The 25,796-nt window shown below is 36.4% G+C and carries 21 protein-coding genes and 4 pseudogenes; 7 read left to right on the forward strand and 18 right to left on the reverse strand.

The window, feature by feature from the left end:
- Positions 1 to 139: 139 nt before the first annotated feature.
- The 5 genes and pseudogenes from WNY98_RS18830 to WNY98_RS18850 all read right to left on the reverse strand — a co-directional run bounded on the left by WNY98_RS18830 (position 140) and on the right by WNY98_RS18850 (position 3,962).
- Complete coding sequence (locus WNY98_RS18830; RefSeq protein ID WP_002960627.1) at positions 140 to 334, reverse strand: (2Fe-2S)-binding protein; 195 nt, start codon at positions 332 to 334, stop codon at positions 140 to 142.
- A 558-nt stretch (positions 335 to 892) separates the two neighbouring features.
- Positions 893 to 1,921, reverse strand: a pseudogene (locus WNY98_RS18835) (IS110 family transposase).
- Positions 1,922 to 1,998: 77 nt separating this feature from the next.
- Positions 1,999 to 2,607, reverse strand: a complete 609-nt coding sequence (locus WNY98_RS18840; protein WP_342878642.1) for a hypothetical protein — start codon at positions 2,605 to 2,607, stop codon at positions 1,999 to 2,001.
- Positions 2,608 to 2,733: 126 nt separating this feature from the next.
- Positions 2,734 to 3,147 (reverse strand): hypothetical protein, encoded by a 414-nt coding sequence (locus tag WNY98_RS18845; protein ID WP_342878643.1) that lies wholly within the window; start codon positions 3,145 to 3,147, stop codon positions 2,734 to 2,736.
- Positions 3,148 to 3,563: 416 nt separating this feature from the next.
- Entirely contained in the window at positions 3,564 to 3,962 is a 399-nt protein-coding gene (locus WNY98_RS18850; RefSeq protein ID WP_024600558.1) for a hypothetical protein, read from the reverse strand.
- A gap of 124 nt (positions 3,963 to 4,086) precedes the next feature.
- Between WNY98_RS18850 and WNY98_RS18855 the strand changes: the two are divergent.
- Positions 4,087 to 5,239 (forward strand): annotated as a pseudogene (locus tag WNY98_RS18855) (IS110 family transposase).
- A gap of 413 nt (positions 5,240 to 5,652) precedes the next feature.
- Here the strand turns inward: WNY98_RS18855 and WNY98_RS18860 are convergent.
- From WNY98_RS18860 to WNY98_RS18880, 5 genes are all read right to left on the reverse strand, one after another.
- Complete coding sequence (locus tag WNY98_RS18860) at positions 5,653 to 6,081, reverse strand: hypothetical protein (RefSeq protein ID WP_024600559.1); 429 nt, start codon at positions 6,079 to 6,081, stop codon at positions 5,653 to 5,655.
- A gap of 339 nt (positions 6,082 to 6,420) precedes the next feature.
- On the reverse strand, positions 6,421 to 7,590 hold the full coding sequence (locus WNY98_RS18865; protein ID WP_342878644.1) for an alpha/beta hydrolase-fold protein: 1,170 nt from the start codon (positions 7,588 to 7,590) through the stop codon (positions 6,421 to 6,423).
- A 268-nt stretch (positions 7,591 to 7,858) separates the two neighbouring features.
- Positions 7,859 to 9,220, reverse strand: coding sequence for a S41 family peptidase (locus WNY98_RS18870; RefSeq protein ID WP_342878645.1), 1,362 nt, complete (start codon positions 9,218 to 9,220; stop codon positions 7,859 to 7,861).
- Positions 9,221 to 9,378: 158 nt separating this feature from the next.
- Complete coding sequence (locus WNY98_RS18875) at positions 9,379 to 9,759, reverse strand: VOC family protein (protein WP_024600562.1); 381 nt, start codon at positions 9,757 to 9,759, stop codon at positions 9,379 to 9,381.
- 59 nt (positions 9,760 to 9,818) lie between these two features.
- Positions 9,819 to 10,205, reverse strand: a complete 387-nt coding sequence (locus tag WNY98_RS18880) for a hypothetical protein (RefSeq protein ID WP_024600563.1) — start codon at positions 10,203 to 10,205, stop codon at positions 9,819 to 9,821.
- Between the two features lie 518 nt (positions 10,206 to 10,723).
- Between WNY98_RS18880 and WNY98_RS18885 the strand changes: the two genes are divergently transcribed.
- On the forward strand, positions 10,724 to 11,281 hold the full coding sequence (locus WNY98_RS18885; protein WP_342878646.1) for a TMEM165/GDT1 family protein: 558 nt from the start codon (positions 10,724 to 10,726) through the stop codon (positions 11,279 to 11,281).
- A gap of 61 nt (positions 11,282 to 11,342) precedes the next feature.
- Here the strand turns inward: WNY98_RS18885 and WNY98_RS18890 are convergent, their stop codons facing one another.
- The 3 genes from WNY98_RS18890 to WNY98_RS18900 all read right to left on the reverse strand — a co-directional run bounded on the left by WNY98_RS18890 (position 11,343) and on the right by WNY98_RS18900 (position 14,017).
- Positions 11,343 to 11,867 carry a DUF6436 domain-containing protein gene (locus WNY98_RS18890; protein ID WP_342878647.1) on the reverse strand — a complete coding sequence of 175 codons (525 nt, stop codon included), beginning with the start codon at positions 11,865 to 11,867 and terminating at the stop codon, positions 11,343 to 11,345.
- On the reverse strand, positions 11,851 to 13,317 hold the full coding sequence (locus tag WNY98_RS18895; protein WP_342878648.1) for a methyl-accepting chemotaxis protein: 1,467 nt from the start codon (positions 13,315 to 13,317) through the stop codon (positions 11,851 to 11,853). The genes WNY98_RS18890 and WNY98_RS18895 overlap by 17 nt, the downstream gene beginning before the upstream one ends.
- Positions 13,318 to 13,465: 148 nt before the next feature.
- Positions 13,466 to 14,017, reverse strand: a complete 552-nt coding sequence (locus tag WNY98_RS18900; RefSeq protein ID WP_024600567.1) for an isochorismatase family protein — start codon at positions 14,015 to 14,017, stop codon at positions 13,466 to 13,468.
- Positions 14,018 to 14,183: 166 nt separating this feature from the next.
- On the opposite strand from WNY98_RS18900, the gene WNY98_RS18905 reads away from it, so the two are divergent.
- Positions 14,184 to 18,683 (forward strand): EAL domain-containing protein, encoded by a 4,500-nt coding sequence (locus tag WNY98_RS18905; protein WP_342878649.1) that lies wholly within the window; start codon positions 14,184 to 14,186, stop codon positions 18,681 to 18,683.
- A 50-nt stretch (positions 18,684 to 18,733) separates the two neighbouring features.
- Here WNY98_RS18905 and WNY98_RS18910 read toward each other — a convergent pair whose 3' ends face one another.
- Positions 18,734 to 19,627 (reverse strand): cation diffusion facilitator family transporter, encoded by an 894-nt coding sequence (locus WNY98_RS18910; RefSeq protein ID WP_024600569.1) that lies wholly within the window; start codon positions 19,625 to 19,627, stop codon positions 18,734 to 18,736.
- A 217-nt stretch (positions 19,628 to 19,844) separates the two neighbouring features.
- On the opposite strand from WNY98_RS18910, the gene WNY98_RS18915 reads away from it, so the two are divergent.
- Both WNY98_RS18915 and WNY98_RS18920 read left to right on the forward strand, forming a co-directional pair.
- Positions 19,845 to 21,299, forward strand: a complete 1,455-nt coding sequence (locus tag WNY98_RS18915; RefSeq protein WP_342878650.1) for a diguanylate cyclase — start codon at positions 19,845 to 19,847, stop codon at positions 21,297 to 21,299.
- A gap of 18 nt (positions 21,300 to 21,317) precedes the next feature.
- Positions 21,318 to 21,422 (forward strand): annotated as a pseudogene (locus WNY98_RS18920) (paraslipin); the annotation flags it as partial.
- Between the two features lie 38 nt (positions 21,423 to 21,460).
- Here the strand turns inward: WNY98_RS18920 and WNY98_RS18925 are convergent.
- Positions 21,461 to 22,333 carry an SMP-30/gluconolactonase/LRE family protein gene (locus WNY98_RS18925; protein WP_342878651.1) on the reverse strand — a complete coding sequence of 291 codons (873 nt, stop codon included), beginning with the start codon at positions 22,331 to 22,333 and terminating at the stop codon, positions 21,461 to 21,463.
- 100 nt (positions 22,334 to 22,433) lie between these two features.
- Between WNY98_RS18925 and WNY98_RS18930 the strand changes: the two are divergent.
- Positions 22,434 to 22,586: pseudogene (locus tag WNY98_RS18930) on the forward strand (DUF6363 domain-containing protein); the annotation flags it as partial.
- On the opposite strand, the gene WNY98_RS18935 reads toward WNY98_RS18930, so the two are convergent.
- The 3 genes from WNY98_RS18935 to WNY98_RS18945 are packed head-to-tail and all read right to left on the reverse strand — an operon-like array spanning position 22,578 to position 24,699.
- Positions 22,578 to 22,823 (reverse strand): hypothetical protein, encoded by a 246-nt coding sequence (locus tag WNY98_RS18935; RefSeq protein WP_024600572.1) that lies wholly within the window; start codon positions 22,821 to 22,823, stop codon positions 22,578 to 22,580. The pseudogene WNY98_RS18930 and the gene WNY98_RS18935 overlap by 9 nt on opposite strands.
- Positions 22,820 to 24,415: a PepSY-associated TM helix domain-containing protein gene (locus WNY98_RS18940; protein ID WP_342878652.1), complete on the reverse strand. Its 1,596-nt coding sequence runs from the start codon at positions 24,413 to 24,415 to the stop codon at positions 22,820 to 22,822. The genes WNY98_RS18935 and WNY98_RS18940 overlap by 4 nt, the downstream gene beginning before the upstream one ends.
- Positions 24,412 to 24,699: a hypothetical protein gene (locus WNY98_RS18945; protein WP_342878653.1), complete on the reverse strand. Its 288-nt coding sequence runs from the start codon at positions 24,697 to 24,699 to the stop codon at positions 24,412 to 24,414. The genes WNY98_RS18940 and WNY98_RS18945 overlap by 4 nt, the downstream gene beginning before the upstream one ends.
- Positions 24,700 to 24,935: 236 nt before the next feature.
- On the opposite strand from WNY98_RS18945, the gene WNY98_RS18950 reads away from it, so the two are divergent.
- A complete protein-coding gene (locus tag WNY98_RS18950; protein WP_342878654.1) occupies positions 24,936 to 25,709 on the forward strand; it encodes an undecaprenyl-diphosphate phosphatase in 774 nt (257 codons plus the stop codon).
- Positions 25,710 to 25,796: the final 87 nt, after the last annotated feature.

Raw genomic sequence — 25,796 nt, forward strand, 5'->3', positions numbered from 1 at the left:
GTACGCTTAACGTCTTTAGTTTTAGTGGTTTTCATAGAATAAGTCCTAAATGTGTAAACACATTTCAGGACAAGACAGTAACAAGCATAAAAAAAGCAGCTAAAAAGCTGCTTTTTTTATATCTAAATTTTATATGTAATTAAGCAACTTGATCCGTCACATCCGCAATCTGAATAAGTCTGCGATTAAGGATCTTTTTAGTACAACCACAACACTTACCGCATTGGCTGCCTACTTTAAGCTCTTTAGTTAATTCACGCATGGTTGTTGCACCATCGTCAATTGTTTGCTCAATTTTTTTATCAGTCACACCGTGACATAGACAAATATACATGAATACAAACCACTCTCAATTTCATTTAGTAGGTGCATACTAATCTAAACGAAAATGGTTATCAATTGTTATTTGAAAAAATGTGTATTATTTGAATTTTTTTTGGCCAGTGCCACTTAAATCGAAATTTTTCAGCCGCTGAAAAAGCCTAAATTGAAATAAAGTATAGTACATAAATCGAGCTTTGTTAATTAAAGCCCACTTTAAATGTAAGTAAAATTCGGTTTAGCTAAATATTTGAATGGTTGCAAATTAATTACATTAAGGCTTTAAAAACCTTAATGTATAAATACGGAATTTATGGAGGGGTGATTTCCGGTTTGTGCCAATTGCGGACGGTGGCTTCATAGTCACTTATGTGGAGTCCCATTTATCAACAACTATTTTAACTAAATAAATTCGCTTTCTTATGTACGAGTTCTAAATGAGGCGCTACCTCGACTCCAAAATAATTTCGCGTGTTAGAGCACTCTTCTTGTTAACGAGCTTTTCGCTCTTGTGACTATACTGTGTCGTCTAACATGTTGTTAATTTAGCTAAAGCTGATGTTTGATTTTTTTATAATAAAACAGCTTTATATTCTGTTTTATTATTGATTAAAGAAAAAGCGGTTCTAACCGTTTTATTAGCTAATGCGACTGCTGCACACTTTTTTCCTCGTCGTTCTATTAACGCTTTAAGCCAGCGCTCTTTACTTGTTTTTGGCTCTCGCTTAACAACTTGTTGGATGACAGCCATTGCACCTGTAATCAGTAAACTACGTAATGTTGTATTTCGACGCCGACTTATTCTACCTAAACTTACTTTACCACCAGAGCTGTGCTGAGTCGTTGTCAAACCTATACAAGCAGCGGCATCTTTGCCCGCTTTAAACCTGGCTAATTCACCCGACGACAAATTAATAAAAAAATGAATGGCATTTAAAATCCCAACCCCTTCTAGGCGCATTAGTTTTTTACAGCTTGGTGTTTCATCAACCCATTCAGCCAATGCTAAATCATAGGTCGTGATTGCTTCAGTTAACGTTAAATATAAATCCAATAATACTTTAAGCATTTTTCTAAATGCATCACAAAAACCATTCTCGGCATCTTCCAATGTATCTTGGATTGTACCTGCAAACTAACTTATTGAGCGACCACTGCTTATATTAAATTCACGCAGTAAACCTGTGAGTTGATTTTTAAGCGCTACTTTTTGTTTAACACTGTGCTCTCTCAATTTGAGCATTGATTGCGCTTGCTGTTCATTAATTGATTTTGCAGTAATAAAGTGAACATCTGGTAACAGCGATGCTTGTAAAACAGCCAAAGCATCATTTTTATCTGTTTTTTGACTTTGACGAACAGACATAACTAATCCCGCAGATATTAGTAAGGAATTATGACCAAGTGAAGTTGCAAATTGATGCCAATAATTACCACTCGCACAGGCCTCAAAAATAATCGTTGAAGAACTAAGCGATACCAAGTACTCACTAAATTGTTGCAGTGTCATCTCATTATTTGAGTGCACTTTATTCTTTGTAGAACTACAAACTTGTATTAATTTATGAGCTAAATCGACACCAAGTCTTAACTTATTCATAATTGAACTCCGAAAAAAAATTTCTACCTAAGTGTAGAAGTTGGGAGTCCAATTATCTTGTTATGTAACGCCCTATTTCATTCACTTTTAGATAATACAGCTTTAATTTGATTGCTAATATTTTGTGCGTTTTGGCAAGCAGGATCTTGAATTCCATTTTGACAACCAACCTCAAGCACTTTTAAAGCTTTATCAAAATCTCGTTCAACGCCTTTACCTTGAGCCAAATAAGCCCCATACATTGTACAGCCCCACGCATCATTTTTAGAACAAGAAAGTTCAAAAGTCTTAACTGCACAGGTTAAAGATGAATCACCATTATATTTAATTAAGCCTGAAGCTCTATTTGTACATGCGCTAACTTGGCCTAATTTACAAGATTTTGAAAATAAAGCTTCAGAATAATATTCACCTTCGGTTTTGCCCTGAGTGTAATTTGCTAACGATAAACAATAATTAGCGTCACCGTCATTACATAGTTTTAAGCATGAATTAAGATTAGTTGAGCAGTAATCTATATGGTTTTTATAAAGTACACCCGATTCAGGAAAGAATTCAGTGGGACATTGAGTACTTAAAATTGTATAGCTTTTATCAGATTTAATTTTATTTACAACATCATTCAAATTCGATTTTTCTGCGTGCGCATTAATAGAAAGAAAGATTAATAAGAATACAAATTTCATAGTTTACTCATAGTTACATAACGCCCGCATAAATTGCGGAACATGTTGGACGTATTTTTGCACCGTTTATTTTTCGCAAAAAATCGGACAGTTTGTGAAGTCGAATTTCATGCGCTTGTGAGGTACTTATTCTACAGGCTCATTCTCATTCTCAGTCTTGATTTCTATAAAGTCATTTATTACATCGTCGCCAATTGAAAAGTTTATATTCAATGTAATGTCTTGGTTTAGTCTAGGTGTTTCAAATACTGAAAATTCACCTGATATTTTATTTAGGTGAACACTACCAAGATTAAAATCATTTACACTACAACTCAGCACTCTTGATAAATTAATATCCATAAATTCAGTTGAAGTGTTTTTTATTAAGTAATTGCAGAACTCCTTACCTTCCTCTGTCTCATTATGTTCACAGCTCTTTGAGAAGTTAGCCAAATCATTAATCAATTTTACCTTTAAAGGTTTGCCGACTTTTGATTTGCTAGCAAAGGAAATTAAGTGTTCGCACAATTTATCATCTTGCGCTGATGCAAATGGCATTCCAATAATTGATATCAATAAAACTTGAAAATTACACCTAAACACTATGAAGTACCTAACGCCTACTAAGCGGCGCGAAATTGTTGGCTAAAATTGCGAGGAACGAAGCTAGCCAACTGTTTAGCGTCCGTTTGAGTAACTTATAGTTACTCCGTTCCATTAATTAATGTATTTACCTATCTCATTAATACATGGAATATGCTTCTGTTGATTACCAATATTTGAGCGGAAACAATTAATGTTTGTAACAAGACTTTCGGATCAACAGGAGTAATTTGTTTCAATACGCATACTCAGGGGTTGTCGTAAAGTCGACTATCTATAAGACCTGCGAGAAACACTATTAATCACTATCTATTCTTTCACTTTACCTCTAGGAGGCCCAAAATGGAAGCCTTTAACGTCTTGTTATGTGTTTATACCACTTTGTTTTTATTGGAAAAGCTACTTAACAAATAAACTATACCATACCAAGAAATACAACCAACAATATATACAACTATTTCGCGAAAACTGTAATAAGGTATAGCTCCGCTCCTTAAATCATCTATTGAGCCAATAAATAAACCAACTGAAATTAATGAACCTATGGCTAAACTTATGGAAGTATTGAGGAGCTTAGAAGATAAAAATGTGAAGCATGCTGAAAAGAAACCTAAATAAATAATTATATGAAGCTCAATATAGTAAATGAGTTCAAGTTCATGCTTTTCACCTGCAAAGGGATAAAGTGGTTGTGGCGGTGCTAGAAAATAACCTAATAGCGCTCCTAGTAAAGTAGCTACTGGGATTAACAAAACTTTAAATTTACTCATAGTTTGAAAAAAACATAGACATAATGACTCCCACACGGTGTTAGCCTCCGCTTTTCGTGGGTTAGCTTAATTCAAAGCCAGAGCCATAATTAGTTTGTCAATTAACTAAACAGCAGAGGCTAACATGAATAAACATAGCATACTTTTTATCGGTCTTGATACACATAAAGAATTCAATGAAGTCGCCTATATTGAAGAACATAGAAGTGCGCAACCTGTTCATCTTGGCCGAGTTTCGTCTTCCAAAGTGGCCGTTCAAAAGCTTGTTCGTCAGTTCGAATCGAAATACCCTGGCGCAACACTTCATTTTGTTTATGAAGCAGGCCCATGTGGTTATTGGATTTACAGGTTAATTACCAGCCTCGGCCATTGCTGTTACGTGGTGGCGCCCTCTCTTATTCCTAAAAAACCTGGTGAGAAGATTAAAACCGATAAACGTGATGCTCTTAAGCTTGCTAAATTACTTAAGTCTGAAGATTTAACACCTATCTATGTTCCCGAGCCTGAAGATGAAGCTGTACGCGATTTATCTCGTGCACGCGAAGTGGCAATGAAGGACTTAAAAGATGCTAAATATCAATTAAAGGCGCTGTTGCTTCGCAATAATATCAATTACAAAGGCACTGCGAATTGGTAACAAAAACATTTACGTTCGCTTACTGGGCTTGTGCTGCCACACCCCGCTCAGCACATCGTCTTACAGAGTCTTTACACACAATTACCGAACGAATAAGCCGACTTGAACGGCTAGACAATGAACTAACACACCACGTTCACCAGTGGCGTTATTATCCTGTTGTCAAAGCAATACAAGCTATGCGTGGTGTCCGTTTGTTGGTCGCCACCGGCGTTGTTGCTGAGCTTGGCGATTTATCGCGTTTCGACCATCCCCGTAAATTAATGAGTTATCTCGGTCTTGTACCCAGTGAACACTCGAGTGGTGGCAAACGCCATATTGGCGCCATCACAAAATGCGGAAATGGCCGAGCAAGACGCCTTCTTGTGGAAGGTGCACACACTTATCGGTATGCGGCAAATATATCGACCGATATGCAAAAACGACAAGAAGGCTTACCAAAGGACATTATTGATATTGCGTGGAAAGCACAGATTAGGCTCTGCAAACGCTATAAAAAATGATAGCCAAAGGGAAACACTACAATCTGGTTGTTACCGCCATTGCCCGAGAAATGATTGCGTACATATGAGCTATTGCAAAAGAAGTGGTGCTTACGCGAGTGAATACAAAACTTAGATTGGCAAGAGTACCCGCATGATAAACGAATTAGAGTTAATGCATGGGATCAAGCATCGGGTGTGGCACAACCACCGACGGCGTTAGGATGGCAATGTAGCTAACGCTGCATTGAACCACGAACATAGACTGAAGACAGGTGCCATCGGTGACCGCCACAGGACGCAATAAGTAAGGTCTGCTCTGTTACTAGAAATAGTAATAACCAACGAATATCAGCAAGATAACCGACGACATTACTTGCTTCATCCTATGTATTAACTCGCTCTAATTCGAGTTAAAGTAATTATGGCTTAAAAAGTTAGGCAGGGATCAGTGCGTTTAACTTGACAGTGGGAGTCATACCAACGCCTAAATAACAGGCTAAGTAATGGTTGGCTAAAATTGTGTAGCGAAACGTTGCCAACTGTTACGTGTCCTAGTTGATTTGCTTTGTTAGGGCTTTACCAACTCCGCCCATTTATTATTTAAAAAAGCACGAGATTGAATGACCGATAGCATATAAGGCTTAAACTCACCTTTGGGCAACTTGAAGATCGCACTGTAAACAGCAATTTCATTTGCCTCAATACCTTCGGATTTTGCCCAAGCCTGAACATTAGGATCGGGATCTAAGGTTATATCTGCTTTATCTAGTGCTTTAAGGTAAATAAAATACTCATTGTCTGTTTCAATTTTTGTAGTGTCACGTTTAATCGAAAATTCGAGGACATGTAAATCAGGATTTTTATTATAAAGTTGGGACACATTGATTTTAACAACTTTTAAATATTCAGGCTCGGCTGCCCAGAATTCACTAATATCATTTGCAAATGATGAAAACGATAAAAGTGAAATAATAAAAATAATAGATTTGATATGCACCAGTTTCTCCGTAAACCCTAACAGCTTATTGAACACCATTTTGGTGGTTCATAACACACCAAAACGGCGTATATTACATACCCCGATAATTTCACCAATAATTGCTTTGTAAACAAGTAATTAAAATAGCGAGATATTAAGCATGTTATTTTTCCCCAAAGCGGCGTTTAATAATGTTATCGGACAAAATTAGGCTCCTACTCAAAGAAGTAGTAATAAATTTAACTTTTCAGTGTCCGCTCCTCGCTCTAGGCGGACTTCGCCAAAGTGCCAATTCGGGGCGGTGTTGTTTTTTGATACATAAAATCAAGGGTTGACTCCTTTAGCATACCTACATATCTATTCCTCTGTATCAAACCCCGCAATAAACTCATCGATAGTGGTTTTGAGGTTTTCTTCATGGCTTTTGATTTTCCCAAGAGCCAGCATAGCTTGCTGTTTAGCCTTATCTTGATCCCCTCTCTCTTCGTAGCCTTTGGCCAGATTAAGCAACACCCATGCAGAATCTGAATAAAGCCCTGCGTTATATTGCAACAGCTCCATGCCTTTTTCGGGCGAATCAAGCCCTGTAATATAATATGAAGCAAAATTGATCGCACCTTTTCGAGGTTTGATCTTCTGGAATAAGTCTTGCGACAGCAGCTTAAAATGCTTATCAAAACCTTCAGGTCCCTCTGTAAAAACTCTAAAAGGTACTGACCAGTTGCGATACAATTCATTGGTGGAATTAACCAGACCTGTCATTAGCGTCGCTACGTGGGGCAGCGTTTGCAAATGTTCTATCTTAAATCTGAGGCCGTTGGGTTTGGTTTCTTCTAGAAATGCCTTTAATTCTAAAAACCCCTCACGCATAGCTATTGCCGAATCGTCAATCACCTGAAAGCCTTCATCTCCTAGATTGACATAAAGAAACTGATTCAAATTGTCTTGTGAAGACAGGTACCTTTTCAGTTTAGGCAATGTGACTTTATTGCCCCAGTGGATAGAAGGGCTTAATGCTACATGGGCAGTAAACAGCCCCGGTCGGGAGTGCATTGCATGCAAAGAAAGAAGCCCGCCAAGAGAGTGTCCATTCAAGGTTTTAAAATCAGAGGCTTGGTAGTGCTTATCGACAAAGGGAAGCAGCTCTCTCTCTATGTAATCCAAAAAGACATCCGCACCACCACCTTGTTTGTATTCGACATGTTCAGTCGGTGTGTAATCCCTAATTCTGCTTTCGTTTTCAATTGCAACCAATATCATGGATGGTGCCAAACCATTCTCGTAATAGGATGACATAACCCCCTGAATCATGTCCTTGTAATATTTGCCATCCAGAAAATAATAAACTGGATATTTATAATCCGGAAAGTCACCATAATTATCTGGCAGATAAACGGTGACGTTTTGCTTTTCTCCCAACGTCTTAGAGTTAATTATGTGTTCTTTAACAATGACAGCATTGGCAGAAAATAGAGGCAAGAGACAAATGATTATGACGAGGAGCCTTAGCTTTTTTAGGTAGTTCATAAAATTCCCTGTTTACCATTTTTTCGAGATAAGTTGCCGAATAATAACTTTAATGAAAAGCGATTAAGGGGGCCATATAAAGATAATTTAATTAGGTCATGCAATAAAAGCAATTGCCATAATGCAATTAAAAATTAAACCAGACAACCACCTTAATTGAACAAACAAAGCTATCCCAGTTAATATGGATGTCATCCTAATTTCTACCGAACTTCGCAAAAGTGCCAACAGCGGACATTAGTGACGCCTTGTTATACGCCGAATGCACCTATCTAAAAGCTTTAATTGCCTCATTAAGCTGCACATCTGTTCCGCTTTCAATATTGTTCACATTAAGAAATACAAATTCATGATCTACAGGCAATCCAATGTTTTCATAATTTTCCCCATGAGAATTGAGATACCTTTCATTTGATAATGTGATCCCCCAACCATTAGGCAAAGCTTTTGTTAACGCATCGCTAAAAGCTCCGTAGCTTCTTTCACCAATAAAAGTAACATTGCCCCTTGCTTGTAAACCTAAAAGAAATACTTCAGCCGCACTAGGTGTTTTTTGACTAGTTAGAACAACAATGCTTCCTGTGTAATTATTAATTTTTGATGGAGCGACAACAATTTTTTGAAGTTCACTGTAACCTGTCGATGTTTTAAACTGTTTCCCCCCCAAGGCTAATTCTGAATCTATTAAGTAAGATAAAATAGAAAATGCCACTAAGTCACTTCCACCCATACTAAAACGTAAGTCAATAATTAAACCATTGCTTTGTTTGATGATAGGCGTAAATATCTCCATAACCTCTTTTGTTGCTTTTACGTCATTATTTGAGAAATCATCAAAGTTACTTATTTTTAAATAGGCAATATTTTGAGGCGTTTTTGCTAAGGTAAAATTATCGTGATATTGAAGAGTGGAATAGTTTTTATCAATGTAATTCTTAATGTTTTCCTGAGATTTTTCAATTAATGCGGTATGTAATTCCCAGTAAGTTGAGTATTCAGGGTAATTTACTGAGTGCGCTTTTAATTCATCCCAAAATGACCACTTTCTTGGTGAATAATGTGAAAGCCTATCAAGTTCTTGATTGAGTAATATGGCATGACCGTCGCGTAATTCTTTAAGAAAGTCATCTATGATACTAAATAGCTCATCTTGCGTAGTTTTTGAGGTTATTCTTTTTTGCCAAAGTTTTCTCTGCTCAACCCAATTAATATCTTTATCTTTTGAAAATGCATAGTGCTCTTCAAAATTATTCATTAGAACGTCAAGAACAATACTGGCATTAAATTCGTAGTTTTTGTCTTTAATACTAATAATTTTTTCGGATTGACATTGAGCGGGTAAACTATCTAATTTCGTTAGCTTTAACGGAAACAAACCACCAAAGTTAAGTAAGCGATTATATTTATTCACTTTTTGTGTTTCTTCAATGAACGAGATTTGTTCAAACTCATCGGTGATAAAGTGGTTTTCCAAACAATGCTTAGTTGTTAAATCAAAGGCTGTTGTTTTATTGTCCACAGTATGAAAAACGTAACCATAACCTTGGGTTTTCCAAGTTGTCTCTGCGGAGTTCGCAGAATTGATGGTACAAAGTACGGTGAGTAAAAATAACAAAATCCCTTTATTCAAAGTTTACTCCTAATAGTGAATCACAACCGAACTAGACTAAGCGCAGAACGCTGTCTTAAACGGCAAATTGCTGTTGGCTAAAATAAGTAAGGCTCACCATTTTTAAAGTTCGCAATTAATAGCTAAATTTTACTGGTCGTCCACCTCAGGACGTGTTGTTAGGTGCGCATTTCGACACGCCAAGGTGGATTAAGGCGGTTTTCGCCTGCCCAATAAAGTTTAATTTTATTACCAGACGGATCATATAAAACAGCTTCTCGCCACAAATAACTCTGATCCGTTGGCTCTTGATCGAAATTAAGACCTTTAGACTTTAATTGAGCAACCCAACTATCTAACTCTTCGTGTTCGAAATAGATAACAGTACAACTCTTAAAGTCAGAGCTTTCTAAAGATAATGAAAAAGTTGAATTTCCTTCAGGACATTCAAAACGTGCATAATGAGGTGTATCAACTATTTGAGTAAAACCTAGAGCACGATAAAACTCTGTAGCTTTATCCATGTTATTTACGGGTAACGTAACTTGATTTAAATTCACAGGACCTCCTTGTATACCTAGCGTCCTAGCGAGTGAAGCGAGAGCATTGAGTGGTTTTGTTATATTTCATGGTATAAAACTTCCCTGAAGACATCCATACTACACTCACCGAAGCTAGCCACGATAAAGTGACGGCGAATTAAACCAGTATTTATTGTGTACCAGGCTACATTTTTTCCATTTTCTTCGAAAGATTGAAGCTGAGTGAAAAATGTTGGGTCCTCTAGGCTATCAGTAACAAGGAAGACTCCTTGAAATGGGAGTTCACCTATTTGAGAAGGAATTGATATCATCACTGAGTAATCTGAATCTGAAAGTGTTATCTCGATTTCGACTTGATCCTGATATTTGATGCTATTTTCAGTGCGTTGCTCTTCGGTAATATAGCAGCTAGTGGCAAACACAGCCGAACAGAAGAAATATAGAGCTAAACAATAAATCCGCATGACTCAACTCCTTCTGAGATATAACAACTTTATCAGAGTACACTTCCCATATTTTAGCGCGAAAACATCCTTATTTAATGAACTTATATTAATAGCAAATAGTGTAATCTATTGCCAGCTATAAACATTATGATTGTTGAAGTTTATTTCACTATGTAAAAGGGAAAAGTTTCCTCATAGTATCTATTAGCTAATAATAATTAACCCTGACCGACCGCTTATCGCACTTTCCTGACTATCAACTAATTGCCAAAAGCTAACGTTATTACTCCCAAATAAATTAACTATGTATGATTCTTAATATTTACCGCACAAAAGTTTTGTGGAATAATGCCCGCCTCTTAGGGGAGTAGCCCGCTCAGTAATGAGTAAACTTATCAACATAATTGCACCTCATGTGCATGGTAAGTTTGTAATGTTGTAGCAAGCGTTATCGGCGAGACCTAGGTAGACACTATCCTCATGGCGGGAGATAGTTGTTTGCCTTGGTTTAGTATTCCCGCCTGTAAGAATCAATAATGGAAGTTTTTTTAACCTCAACCGTCACTGTCACACTTGCCGAAATAGGCGATAAAACCCAGCTTTTATCGCTCCTGTTAGCCGCCCGCTTTCGTAATAAAGGCGCGCTTATTCTTGGTATTTTAGCCGCAACCTTACTCAATCATGGTTTATCAGCATGGTTTGGGCAGTGGTTAAGTAATAGTTTTTCTTCTGAATATTTACCTTGGCTTGTAAACATAAGCTTTATTGTAGTTGGACTTTGGTTGCTAGTTCCAGACAAAGACGAAACTGTAAGTAGTAAATATGATAGCTACGGAGCTTTTTTAGTCGCTTTTGTATTATTTTTTATTGCAGAAATTGGTGATAAAACACAAATAGCGACGGTGTTGCTAGGCGCACAATATCAGTCTGTGTTTTGGGTAACGGTAGGAACCACGTTAGGTATGCTAATTGCTAATGTCCCTGTTATATACGCCGGAAATGCATTACTAAAAAGAATATCTTTAAACACCGTACATGCTATTGCTGCTTGTGTGTTTGTGTCATTAGGTATTTATGGCTTAGTTACAATTTAATAAATATTAAAGCTCGCAACTGTTAATTTAAGTGCGAGCTTTAATTTTTTCTGCACGTTATTTATGCATTATTTACACAGTAACATCCCTTGGTTTGTGTAATTAAGAGGTTTGAGTTAAAACCTGCAGCTAAATTAGTGACCACAGTTTCAACAAAACCACTTCCCTGAGCACAAGCTAATCCTTCGGAGAGCGGCCCTGCATAAACAAATTCACCCGCTTTGTTAATAATAACAGCAGCAGGCGTTGCCGGAATAATGTGTTTAAGAATTGGTGTTAATTCAACTTCCACAATCTTTATGCCTTTATTCGTAGCAAAAGAAGTTAGCGATGAAATATGTGGCTTAGCCTGTATAGTACACCCGCAGTTTTTTTCTGTTATAAGCACTAAAGACGGCTCACCACTATCAATCCAATCCAATTGCTTTTTAAAATTACTAAACCAATGTTTTTGCATTAAAATTTTTGAGCTATCAAACGGTTTAAGCTGCTCTAATTGAAAATAAACTAACCCTGCAACAACACAAATAAGCCATGTAGCTATAAGCGAAAATACGAAAGAGTTAGATTTATTTAAACTTGGCAATGCTTTGCTCTAACACATCAATACTGACATCGATTAACTGCACCTTAGCGGTTAACTGCTGCACTATTTGCGTATCTTGGTACTGATTTTGTCGCATAGTATCAGTACTGCTTGCTATTAATTCAGTATTACCTGCCTGCTCAGCTACAACTTGTGCAACTGAATCAGAACTTGAAGATACTGCGGCTATTTGCTCGCTCATTGCTGAAATATTTTCTTTCATTGCAGCACTAATACTTGTTAAATCAACTACAAAACTCACACACTGACTCATTGATTGTGTTGACGTTTTACTATTATTAACAAGATCTTTTAATGTTAGACTAATTTTATCTGTTGTTGCTTTACTATGGTTAGCCAAAGATCTTACCTCATCAGCAACAACAGCAAAACCTCGACCATGTTCGCCTGCACGGGCAGCTTCTATAGCGGCATTTAAAGCAAGTAAGTTTGTTTGCTCAGCAATACCTGATATCTCATTTAGAAGACCTGAAATAACATCACCCGCAGCCACTAAGAGGTTTATTTTTTCTTCAGTATGGTTAAGTAGTGTTAACAGCTCTCTACTTTTAGCATCTGTTTGAAGAACTTCTTTTAATGCGTCGCTCGCAGCTTGTGTAATATGGTCTACTTGACGCTTTAGCACCTCACTTTCTTCTTCTACAAGTTTAAAACCATTAGCAACTTGAGCGCCAGAATTAGCAATATCATCAGTTTGTTGTGTACGCTGCACTGCACCACCCGCCAACTGATCATGAACATGTATAAGCTCTTGTGAGTTTTTTTGCAGTGATTCAGATTGAGTTTGTACCTGCTTAATAACATCCGATAAGTAATCTAGTAACGTGTTAAAACCTGCTACAGCTTCACTTTTAGTATCATCAGCGCGAAGAGAGAGTTTTATGTTTTCAGGGTCTTTCATTATTTGCTCTGTCGCATAACTTAAAGATAGAGCTGCACGACGTTCGCGTTGCAACATTATGGCAATGTAGCCTGCAACTAACACTTCAACTATTGCGTATCCAGCATGAATAAGCACCGTAGTAAAAGCAAGCCTGTCAGGATCAAATACATAAAATCCTGTATTTTGAGTTTGTAAATAATAAAAAGACAAATGATGAACTGCCACGAATACAATTGCAGTAATAAACACTCGCCACTGTACAAAAACAATTAACATGGGCATTAAAATAAATATTTCAAAATGGACTTCAATCAACCCAAAAGTTTGTTGTATGTGCAAAAAAGAAAACATCATTATGGCAGCAGCTATCACATGCGGGGTAACAGGGCTGTCCCCTTGTGTGTTTAAAAGCCATATAGGTAATAAACACAATGGCAAACCTATCATAAAGGCCTGCGCTAATGTGTCGAAATACAAGCCAATAGCGATAGACTCGACAAACAAAAGACTGAAAATAATTGTAAATAACCGGCCAATACTAGACATAAAAACCTTAAAATTGTTGTTTGCATTGTTGTTTTATAAAGCAGTCTGCAATATACGTGTAAAAACGAGTTTCAGTTCACTGAACGCAATAATAAACTACCGACACATCAAAAAGTAATGCATTTGATTTACATTATATACATGTGGTCTACTTAATTATAGGCAGTATTTTTTTAAACGTAGGCGTTGCTGCTTTTTTTGTCCATTGAAAAATAACAATTTCAGCGCATGAAATTACCGCACCCGCTTGGCGTAATTGCTCAACTGCCAAGTTTTTATGTTGCGGATTTCTCGAGCCAATACCATCGTGTACGACAATAACCTCAAAACCATTTTCTATTAAATCTAAGCATGTTTGTAAAACACACACATGCGCTTCAGTGCCCACAACAACAACCTGCTTTTTATCATGGCTTTTTAACTTATCAATAAAGCCAAGCTCTGCACATGCACTAAAGTACGTTTTATGAAAATACATAGCATTAGGTAATGTATTTTTAATTTGCTGATTAGTCGCGCCCAACCCTTTGACATATTGCTCAGTTATTAAGACCGGGACGTCGTGAATAATACCTGCCTGCGCTAACTGCAATGTACTTTTTAAAATATTCGGAAAATCTTTAATTGCAGGAGCAAGCAACTCTTGTAAGTCTATTATTAATAATACGCTGTTTTTTACATCAATATTAGATAAAACCACTATACTCTCCTCATGAACATTAACTGTTATCTATTTAGATTAGCTCACTATTTGAAAATAGAACTTTTAACTTTACGTATATTATTTGTAATTAAAAAATAAAAACTTATGCTATATTTACTATCTAGCTAAGTATCATCCTATCCTCCACTGAGAGTGTTTATAAGTGCGTTTGAGCAAAGTTTTTTTTCCTATCACCATTATTTTTTTACTATGCATTCAATGTACTTTTGCATCACAGAACTATGCTCAACAATTACAACGTATTTCTACTGACGAAGGTCTCTCGCAAAGTTACGTTTTGCAGACACAAGAAGACGAAATTGGCTATATTTGGATAGCTACCCAACAAGGTTTAAATCGCTTTGACGGGTATAAAGTAAAAACTTTTAATGGTGGCTTTGGCTTAGATAAACACTATATTTATGCGTTATTTAAAGCCGAAGACGGAAAGATTATCGTTTCAACTGATCTTTCTGGTGCGTTTATAATAGATCCCCTCACTTTAAAAACCGAAAAAATCTATTCAGGTCAAATAGATAAAGAACAAAAGATGTTTTCTCCAATCTCCGCGATGACCCAAAAACAAAATACTTTTTACTTCGCCATAGATGGTCAAATATATACATTTGATGAGACGAGTAAACGCTTTGCACTTAAACTAGCTCTACCAAATGAAGGTGACTACATTAGGTCATTAACGATATATAAAAATACTTTATATATTGGTACAAATGATGGCTTATACACGGCAAATATAGATAATTCAGAACTTGTAAAAATCCCTCTTCATCCCCCTGAAAAAAATACGATAGATAATGTAAACGTCAAATTCTTAAGTGTTGATAATGAATTAGGATTACTTGTTGGTACTGTTGAAGGCATGTATCAATTAGCATTCGATAATAACAAAAATATATCTGCAGCAAATATTACAACTTTAATCCCCGATTATAATATATGGGATTATGCCAATACTGTTTACGGGGAGTTTGTAGCAACCGAAAGTGGATTGTTCAGTTATCACCGCGAAACCAAAGAACTAGAGTTCATTTTAAATTATGAAAAAAGTAAGTTTAATATTAGTGAAAACTCAATCAACGACCTAATGATTGATAAATCGGGTGTACTTTGGCTAGCTTCTAGAACCCAAGGAGTGTTTACTTGGCCAGTCAAAACTCAACGGTTTAAACATATTTTTTTACCTGGGAATAATACTGTTCATGCTGTCTATCAAGATAAAAATAATATTATATGGCTAGGGACCGAAGATGGTATTGCGCGCTACGACCAAGTTACAAATAAAAGTAAAGTATATTTAAGCTCGACCGACTCAAAAGCTATATATGGAGCATCTGCCGTTTATGATATTTTTCCGTCTTCAATTGGCGATAATCAATTCCTTTGGCTTGTTACTTTCAACGGGTTCAAACTTTTTGATAAGCAAACAGGTAAAGTTATTGAAAACCAAGACACAGAGAATGATGTAATTAACCGATCAAACTTATTTGGCTTTTCCCAATTATCTGCAGACACATATGCATTTATGTCTGATGATAACTTTTATCTTTTTAATGAAACAACCGGAAAAACAAGAATTATCAAGGGACTCAAAGAGCAAGTCGACCCTTTATTTTCTTACGCTTTTTATAAACACCTCGACACACATCCTGAAGAGTTTGTGCTTGGTACATCAAAAAGTTTTTTTAGGTACAACGAAAAAACGAAAACTTTAACGACTATATTTCAGTCTTTTAATCCTAAAGAAGATATTTTTTACACTGTAGAAAACTTTTACTTAGACTCAAAACGGAATACTTTATGGTTGGCAACCACCCAGGAAGGCTTAATTGGTGTTGACCCAGTTACTTATGAGAGAAAACACTACATAGGATTAAAAAATTCATTTAATACTGACTCTATCTATTCATTACTTCCTGATCAAAATGGTTTTTTATGGGTAAGTAGTAACAATGGTTTATACCAAATAAACCTAGATACACTCATTGTGGTGAGTTATTCAGTAAAGGACGGATTGAATATAAACCAATTTACTCCTGTAGCTGCAACAACGTTAAATGATGACAGGCTAATTTTTGGCAGTAATGTCGGAGCTCTACTCTTTGACCCTCTAGACTTTGATGAAGAAGAGTTATTTAAAAAAAATAATGTAGCGATTACCGGTATAAATCTTTTTACCAAAGAGCTCAATTATTACCCTCATCAATATCTTAGCCAACCACTTGAGCTCAGTTATGAAGATATGGGGCTTACGGTTAGTTTTTCTAACTTTTCTTACCCCAATATAGACAAAGCGTATTATAAAGTTACCCTTTTAGGGCCAACGTCTCTTACATATGAAGACTTACAATCTAATCAAGTGTTTTTCACAAAGCTCCAACCGGGTAGTTACTCACTAAAAATATCAGCACATAATCGCGATGGTATTGTTACAAGCGAACCAGCCACGCTTAACATCAACGTAGCTTACGCTCCATGGAAGTCGCCCTTTGCTATTGCCGCCTATATAGCCTTAATACTAGCCGTATTGTTTTTTATTTTTTGGCAATACCGCAGCCGCCAAGTTGCAATAGAACAAGCTCATAGAGCGACTATTCATTCGCAAAAGCAAACAGAGCTCGCGCTTAAAAATAACAAAAGTGGCGTGTGGGATTATAATTTTAAAGATGCTTCCGTAAGCACGCTCAGAGGAATTGAATTAGGCTATACAGGCTTGCCTGTACGCGTACACATAGAACAATTTTTGGCGCTAATACACCCTGATGATCGACGTCGTTTTGAAAACCAATGGGAAAACTACTTCAAATACAAAAAACAACAAAACTGGCAAGCAACCTATCGCTTACAGCACAAAGATGGCCATTGGTTATGGTATCAAGATACAGGTCAAGTTATATATGATCCTCAAACAAATGAGCCGTTATATGTTTCTGGCATATATACTAATATCACAGCCCAACGTGCTAACGAGCAACAAGCAAAAATTTTAGGTGAAGCGTTCAGCCAAATAAATGACTGGCTCCTTATACTCGATAAACATTTAATGCCATTTTCTGCGAACAACAGTTTTATTGAAACATTTTCAAATGAAAAAGTAGCCACTAAAATTAGTCCTAAATTGTTCATAAAAGCGATTGGTAAAGATAAGTGTAAAGAGTTTGCTGGTATTTTAAAAAAATTAAAACCGACAGAAAATTGGCAAAGTGATGCTTATATAAAAACAGCAAGAAATAACGAACATCCAATTCATATAAGTGCCACAGCAGTTACAAAAGATACTGCAAGTTACTATGTGGTGGTTATTACAGATTTAACCGAGCAAAAACGTGCTGAAAACGAATTGCGCTATTTGGCTAACTTTGATCCTCTAACGCATCTCCCAAATCGTAGTTTAATGTATCAAAACATTGAGGAAGCGATTAAGTATGCCGATGAAAGTAATACACAATGCGCATTATTATTTATTGATTTAGATAAGTTTAAACCTGTTAATGACTCTTTTGGCCACGCAGTTGGCGATAAGCTCTTGTGTAATATTACTCAAAGAGTGAACGGTATGCTCGGCGCAAACGCAAAACTTGGCCGACAAAGTGGTGATGAATTTTTAGTGCTGATTCAAAATATAAAATCGCTTCAGTCTCTTCGCGATACAGTAAGAAAAATTAGTAATGAGTTAGCTAATAAAGTAATTATTGAAGACTTCTCTATTAATATTTCAGCCAGTATTGGCGTTGCTTTATACCCATTCGATGCTGTAACCACCGATTTACTTATCCGTAATGCTGATGTAGCCATGATGCACGCTAAACAAGGCGGGAGAAACGACTTTAAGTTTTTTAGCGATGAAATGAATGAGCTGATAAAACAAAAGTTACTGCTCGAAAATGATTTAAAAGATGCAGTGAAAGACAACCGATTTTTTAATCACTATCAGCCTATCATCGACATAGAAGAAAAAACGATAAATGGCGTGGAGTTACTCATGCGCTGGAACAATCAAGGACAGTTAGTATCGCCTGCACTTTTTATTCCTGTCGCAGAGGAAACCGGTTTAATAGAACTCCTTACTGAGCAAGCATTGCAACGAGCTCTTATTGAACTTGCACCTATACTCAGCGAAAACCCATTGTTTTACATATCTTTAAACTTATCGCCTAAACACATTTTAAAAACAAACATAACCCAAAGGTTAATGTCTATATTAGCGGACTCTCAAGTTCATCCAAGACAATTAAGACTTGAAATAACAGAGAGTATTTTACTAGAAGATAAACTCAAAGCAGCCAAGCAGCTACATAACTTAAAAGCTGCTGGCTTTAAATTACTACTTGACGATTTTGGTACAGGTTACTCGTCACTCACCTATTTGAGCCAATTTCCTATTAATGTTATTAAAATAGATCAAAGCTTTGTAAACAGTATTGGTATAGATAAAGGTGATGAGTCAATTATTAAGACCATTCTTTCATTGGCCGAAAACCTAGATCTTTACTGTATTGCAGAAGGAGTAGAAACGCGCGAACAGATGAACTTTTTAGCTGGAGTTGGATGCAATGTACTGCAAGGTTACTACTTTGCAAGGCCAATGGATGCTAAAGACTTACGTAAAAGCGATTGTTTTAGCAATATCATTGATTTGATTTAAAACATTAAAAGCGTGCTAATCAGTTTTACACGCTTTTATATTAATTTGTATTAATGAATGTGATGGCATTCGTGGCTTTCAATTTGTAATACACTATTGTGTACATTAAATTTTTCAGCTAACAGTTGTTCTACTTTCATACGACATGCTTCATCGTGTTTTTCAATAGTACAATGTTCTTTAAGGACAACGTGTGCGCCTACTACTACACCCTTATATTTTCGCGTGACAGTGACGTTATGGACATTGTGAACATGCTCCATATCTGTAATCTCACTTTCAATATCTGCTACTTTAGGGAGTTTGGCCTTATTTAAGCGTAAACCTTTTATACAACTGATAATGACCTTAACACCGGTAAACAACACGAAAGAGGCGATTAACATGCTCGATAAAATATCGATAACAACCCAGCCCGTAAAATATATAAGAATACCAGCCACAAATGTCGATACTGTCGAAATCAAATCAAAGAATGAATGTAAAAATACCGCGTAAACATTAATACTCGCTTTGCGGCCTTTATATAAAACCCATGCAGCAGCACCATGAAACAAAAAACCAATAGCAGCAATAACCGACATTAAATAACTATTAATAGCCAGCTCATTTCCTTCATGCTGGTGTATATAGCGCTCACCACCTTCATACAAAATAATTAAACTTATTGCTAGATATAAAAACCCGTTCACCAGACCGCCTAGAAGCTCAGCTCTTTGATGACCATCGTTATAGGTTTTAGCAAAATGAATAGCGAGACTTGATGCAATCAGTGCGATGAATAACGAACTATTGTGAACAAACAAATGCCCCGCATCGGCAAGTACAGCAAGCGAATTAGAATAATAAGCACCTATAACCTGAATTACCATAAACGAACACGTAATTGCTAGCGCAATAAGTAACCGACGACGAGAAGCTTGATGTGTAGTGATTTCTGTCATGAAATGCTTGAATAACCTATACTTAAAGTGCAAATAAGCCAAAGATGGCTTAGAGTAGAAAGGGTAATGATATACAGTATCAATTATAATACGTACTGCCCTCAAACGCACTAAAAACTTAGTAAATCAAAAAAAATGTGCTAATAATTAGTAGGTAAAAACAATAAAAATACAATAGATAACAATTTAATTGTGGCTTAAGCACATGGAGAGTTAAGTGAGTAATAACCGATCAGATGAAATGTGGCAAAACATGAAGTTACTGCCATTTTGTATATTACTTTATGATGCCAATGAAGATATATTCAAAGTTAACAGTCAGGCACTGAGTTTATTTGACTTAGAAGAGCAACCACATTTTAAAAAAAACGATTTTGCACATATCACTTTAACCAATCACCACAGTAAAAAAGAACTGTTAATCGAAGATCTATTCTTAGACTATTTTACAGCAAATAATCAATGCCAGTTTGCTTTATCAAAACAAACATCTAAATTACTACTCAATGTAAAATTTGCAAAATTACCTAACTCACATTCAATTATTATCATTGATATATTAAATAACAATGTCGAAGAACAATATGATTTTGATAATATTATTTCGAACATATCAACTGACTTAATTGATATTCAAAACGACGACGTTGATAAGCATATCAACTATGCATTAAAAGCTATTGGTACCGTATGCCACGCAGATAGAAGTTATTTATTTAAGTTTGCAGAGGACGGTAAAACAATAAATAACACTCACGAATGGGTCAATAACGATATACAAGCATTTAAAGACGACTTACAGGACCTTCCAAAAAGCGATCTCCCTTATTTTTTTACTTTAATGGCCCGTACTCACTTATTTAGAGTTAACGATGTAACGTTGTTACCTATTCAAGCAACGAGCGAAAAAATAATTTTTCAGCGACAAAAAATAAAATCAGTACTTTGCATCGGGTTACGTTATGACAAAGAGCTCGTTGGCTTTATAGGCTGTGATTGCGTTGTTCAAAAGAGAAACTGGACTGATTTAGACCTTATTCGCCTAAGGTTAGTAGGTGAAATGCTTGCTAATGCTTTCAAAAATTTAAATTACAAGCAAGAGCTACAAAAAACTCAGCAGCAACTCATTAATGCCAACCATAAACTCAACAAACAAGTTAATACTGATGGCCTTACAAACATTGCTAACAGACGCTGTTTTGATCAAACTTTAAAATGCGAAATTAAGCGTGGCGCACGTAATAAAGAACCCATTAGTTTAATAATGTGTGATATTGATTTTTTTAAGCGTTATAACGATAACTATGGGCATCAGCTAGGTGACGAAGTGTTAAAACAAGTTGCCAAAGCGCTGCATGATCTTTGTAAACGTGAAGGTGATTTAGCCGCTCGTTTCGGTGGTGAAGAATTTGCGATAATTTTACCTGCAGTCGACACAGATCATTGTCAAAGGTTTGCTGTTCTTATTCAGGAAAAAATCGCAGAACTCGCAATTGAACATAATTTTTCAAGTGCTAGTAATTACCTCTCTTTGAGTATTGGATTTTATAGCCTTATACCCAATCAAAAAACAACACCTAAAGAAGTAATAAATAACGCCGACATAGCCCTTTATAACGCAAAAGAAACAGGCAGAAATAAAATAGCCAGTTTTAAAAAAATAACTATATGAATCTAAAAAATAATTTGATGGTTAACCGAGCGCTTTGGTAAATACCAATTAACGAAAAAAGATAGCCTTTACCTTATTATTCTATTTATAGATAAAACTTCAGCTAATCGAAGCTTAAAAGAATAACCTCACTATCATGGTAATCAGCACATGTACTGAGATTACAGTAAAACGGGCGGCTCAAACTGCCCGTTTTTTATGCCTGAGATTTGAAATACAGTGCCTTGTTCACTAGCAGTATTATTAATCGTTTCATCAAATGCCGATGTTACAAGTAAAAACTCAGCATTATCACCACCAAATGCAGTGCATGTCGGTTTTATTGCACAAAGCTTGATTGTTTCAATTAGCTCACCGCCTGGGGATAAACATATAACACACCCCATTCCCCACACAGCTAGCCACAAATTACCTAATTGGTCGGTCACGCAGCCATCGGGGTCAACATCAGTATCATTAAATTGATAAAAAACACGTGGCTCAGAGCAAGGTTCGCCAGTTTGCTCATCCAAATCTAATACATAAATACAACTCGTTAAAGAGTCGCAGTAATAACCGCGTAAACGTGGCTTATCAAAGCACAATCCATTTGGAATACTCAAACCACTTACAACGACTTTAAGCTGGCGTTTATAATAACGGTATATTTTACCATCACCTTTTTTAGCATTTACGTCCATTGTACTTAACCAAAAGCCGCCCCATGGATCAGCGCGACCGTCGTTTGAACGCCTATTTAGCTCTGTATTTTCAATATTAAAAATAAGGTGGCGAGTGCTCGAATTAATATGGTACTTGTATAAACCTGTACTTGTACCTAGCAACAAGTGCTGCTCATCAATCCACGCTATTGCACTGAGTGTATCGGGCATATTAATTGTTTTTAGTTGGCTTTCGCTGTGTATTTTTTTGCTTAAAAGTAATTTTTTATTTATGTCGACCCAAAAAAAAGTATTCAGCATAGGGTGCCAAAGAGGACTTTCTGCAAGCTGATTCTGTGTGCTTTCAAAAATGGTTACGCTAGGGTCAAACATAAATACTTATTCTTTATTATTAACAAAGCCTTGTAACCCAAACCTTACCAGAAAACAGTTGATTTCGCGATGTGTACCTGGCTTTAATTTATTAACACGCCCTAGTGACTGCAAAATCAATATCATTGCACCACCGGCTAATTTTAAAGTTGGGCGTACCACTAAAAAGTTTGAAATACTTAATAGTGGTTACAACATGGGAGTTAATACTGCAAAGGCCTTTTTAGCTAAAGATCTGCATTATTTAACCTAATAATTGCGGTGCTTTACCTGCAATAACTGCGGTTAGTAAACCAGCTAACATAGCTCCCACAACGGTGCATATTGCACCCCCTAAAATACCGTAAACACTCATAAAACATATCAGCGCTAAACCAAATAGCAGTGTACTTAAAAATGTTTTGACCAATAATGTAAGTGTGTTTTTTCGTATATTGAGCATCATTAATAGTAAACTCACCATCGCAATTGTAATTAGTAGCTCGTTCATGCGGGTTGTACCTCAACTTGTAATTTTTGTGTGTTTTTTATTTTTAAGGCACCAAACATACACGCGATACCCATCACCATAAAACTTATATCTACTACCGCAACAAGCGAACTATTAAGGTTAATAACATTGCTCACGCCAAATACGATGTTAAGCGGCAGCACCAAAGCAAGCGAAGCGCCGCATAGTAAAAGAGTCAGCTTGAAATAGTTTTTATAATCTATGGGTAATACACTAAAGAGTAACCATGCCAACCACGTATAAAAAAACACGGGTCCAAAAAAGCTATTTTGCGCCACACCAATAACGGTATAATTAAGTACAACTTGCACAGGAAATAGTACAAAGCTTGCTAATACCAAGCCACCACAACTGCCAATAATAAAACGATTCCAGCGTGCATATGCCTGCATACTCAGTGAAGGACTACTGCCACGTGTACGCTTTGCTAGCCACATCATCATGCCCGAAATAGGTAAAAGCGCAGTACTTAAACCAAGTAATACCCAAAGCAGTTTGACAAACACCCCTGCAAAGTTTCCAAAGTGCAGCGGAAACATCAGCTCAATTATTTTTATTGAAACACCTGAAATATCACCAAAACTACTCATCGACTGTACAAACTCACCATTGCCTTGATAATGCAGTAACTGAGAAGCAACAGCCTCGCCACCTAACAAACGCAAATATACCTGCGCATTCGCATCGTTATGCGCCATTATTGTGACATCTCTAATTATTGCTTCAGGGTAACGACTATGAGCATGCTCTAAAATAGTGTCTATTTTTGTAGGTTGCTTAATGTGGCTAACTACAGGCTCAGGAATGGCGGTAAACGTTTCTATTAACTTATCTTGATCGCCACCAAAGCTCACAAAGGCAGCTGCTGGTAGTAAAATAATGGTCGCGAGCCCTAAAAATGCCCCTGTAAAACCAATCACAATATTAAATACGCTACCCCAAATACCTATAACCTTATGAGCATCGCTTATTGCAATATCTAACCCTTTATCTCGCCTAAACGTAAAGAGCTCTTTTATCAATTTGCGATGAATAAACAAGCCTGTCACTGCACTTACTAAAAGCGTTAAACCTAAAAACCCAGTGAGTATTAACCCAATTGGTCGCCCTAAATGCAAATCTGCATGAAACTCACCTATATAAGTTGGCGCATCGGTTTTTTTATTGGCGTAAAACTCTTTACTAAGCCCATAGTAAGTATTTTCCAGCACCAGTGTATTGGGATGAAATTGAAATACTCTAGCCACCTCTTGGTCGTAATTTTCATCGCCATGGTGAGATTCAAATACCAACGTTAATAAATGAAAGTTATGCCCACTTGGTAAAAACACATGAATGTTTTCGCCAAATTCACTAGGTACTTGTTTATGATATTCGTTTACTAGTCTATTAATTTGCGCGCTGGCAACGTGTTGGCTAGATTGTAGTTCTGGATTAGCCCATATTTTTAACTCAGGTCGCGACAGAACTGCTAATGCGCCGCTAAATGCAACAATAAATAGCAGTACCGCAGTAATAATTCCTACCCAGCTATGTAATAAAAATAGCTTTTTTAAAGTAATCGACTTCATCCCTGCCCCTGCGTTAACGCCCAAAAACTCAATAAACCATGTAATACACACAATGCAATCATGACTACAAAAGGTTGCCATACTTTTTGCGCCAAATACGCATAAATAAACAACGCAGTCCAAATAAAAGGAAACAGTAAAATAGGTAGTAATATTTGTTCATTCATTTGAAACGGTAAATAGGTTGTCATACCCGGAATCATTATTACTGCTGTAACTAGCGCTAATACACACGCAATTAAGTGCCTACGCCGTGTAGCTGTAAACGTTTTTTTATTATTCATTATTCGCTCAGTAAATTTGCCCAAACATATACAAAACAGCATATGCAAATGATAATAATTAGCATTATATTGTGCATTTAATGTTTAATGCAATTTATTAAACAAATTAAGTCTAAAAACACTGTTGGTTTGCCTTAAGAGCTTTTATGCTATGCCTCGCAATTTAGGTACGCAGTAATGGGTCATTTCAGTTAAGCCGAGTTCGGGCTTTTTAATTTTTCAGGAAGCAGTAAACCGTGGATATAATTAACGCGATTATTTTAGGTATTATTGAAGGTATAACAGAATTTTTACCCATATCATCAACTGGGCACTTAATTGTAGCGTCAAAGTGGTTAGGCATTGAATCAACAGACGCTAACCTCGCCTTCGAAGTCATTATCCAACTTGCCGCCATTTTAGCGGTACTAGCCAACTATAAAGATAAGTTTAGCCCTAAACATTTCAATTTATGGGTGAAAGTTGCCATTGCATTTATTCCTTTGGGTATTATTGGTTTTATATTTAGTGATGTAATAAAAACACTGTTTAGCGTACCAGTAGTAGGTGTTATGTTTATTGTAGGCGGTGTGATTTTTTTACTATTAGAGCGCAATTATAAAGAGGCTCAATGCACAACTACCGATGTAACCCAAGTTACTTATAAACAAGCCCTTTGGATTGGCGTAGCACAAGTATTTGCGTTAATTCCAGGGACTAGTCGTGCTGGAAGTTCTATTGTTGGTGCCATGTTATGTGGTTTAAACCGAAAAGCCAGCGCTGAATTTTCATTTTTACTTGGTTTACCTGTACTTGCAGCAGCCTCAGGGTACGACTTACTTAAACATTACCAACTGTTTAGCTTAGATGACCTAACTGCCCTTGCAGTTGGCTTTTTAACATCTTTTATAGTCGCTTATTTTACTATTAAACTATTCATACGCTTTCTAGAAAATTTCACTTTTGTTAGTTTTGGTCTTTACCGAATCGTATTTGGTGTTATTTTACTAACTAACCTGAATTCTGGTTAAGAGATTTAAAAACACTATAAATAATAACGATATTTAAGTCTGTTTCTCTCTAGCTAGAAATTTTTGGTGAAAACAAGGCGAATTTAC

Origin of the sequence: Pseudoalteromonas sp. AS71 (genome assembly GCF_038900275.1) — a bacterium.
GTDB lineage: Bacteria > Pseudomonadota > Gammaproteobacteria > Enterobacterales > Alteromonadaceae > Pseudoalteromonas.

Excerpts from the sequence above, each read along its gene's own strand:
- WNY98_RS18830 (WP_002960627.1), bottom strand. The coding sequence starts at position 334 with ATGTATATTTGTCTATGTCACGGTGTGACTGATAAAAAAATTGAGCAA.
- WNY98_RS18840 (WP_342878642.1), bottom strand. The coding sequence starts at position 2,607 with ATGAAATTTGTATTCTTATTAATCTTTCTTTCTATTAATGCGCACGCA.
- WNY98_RS18845 (WP_342878643.1), bottom strand. The coding sequence starts at position 3,147 with ATGCCATTTGCATCAGCGCAAGATGATAAATTGTGCGAACACTTAATT.
- WNY98_RS18850 (WP_024600558.1), bottom strand. The coding sequence starts at position 3,962 with ATGAGTAAATTTAAAGTTTTGTTAATCCCAGTAGCTACTTTACTAGGA.
- WNY98_RS18865 (WP_342878644.1), bottom strand. The coding sequence starts at position 7,590 with ATGAACTACCTAAAAAAGCTAAGGCTCCTCGTCATAATCATTTGTCTC.
- WNY98_RS18880 (WP_024600563.1), bottom strand. The coding sequence starts at position 10,205 with ATGCGGATTTATTGTTTAGCTCTATATTTCTTCTGTTCGGCTGTGTTT.
- WNY98_RS18885 (WP_342878646.1), top strand. The coding sequence starts at position 10,724 with ATGGAAGTTTTTTTAACCTCAACCGTCACTGTCACACTTGCCGAAATA.
- WNY98_RS18895 (WP_342878648.1), bottom strand. The coding sequence starts at position 13,317 with ATGTCTAGTATTGGCCGGTTATTTACAATTATTTTCAGTCTTTTGTTT.
- WNY98_RS18910 (WP_024600569.1), bottom strand. The coding sequence starts at position 19,627 with ATGACAGAAATCACTACACATCAAGCTTCTCGTCGTCGGTTACTTATT.
- WNY98_RS18925 (WP_342878651.1), bottom strand. The coding sequence starts at position 22,333 with ATGTTTGACCCTAGCGTAACCATTTTTGAAAGCACACAGAATCAGCTT.
- WNY98_RS18935 (WP_024600572.1), bottom strand. The coding sequence starts at position 22,823 with ATGAACGAGCTACTAATTACAATTGCGATGGTGAGTTTACTATTAATG.
- WNY98_RS18940 (WP_342878652.1), bottom strand. The coding sequence starts at position 24,415 with ATGAAGTCGATTACTTTAAAAAAGCTATTTTTATTACATAGCTGGGTA.
- WNY98_RS18945 (WP_342878653.1), bottom strand. The coding sequence starts at position 24,699 with ATGAATAATAAAAAAACGTTTACAGCTACACGGCGTAGGCACTTAATT.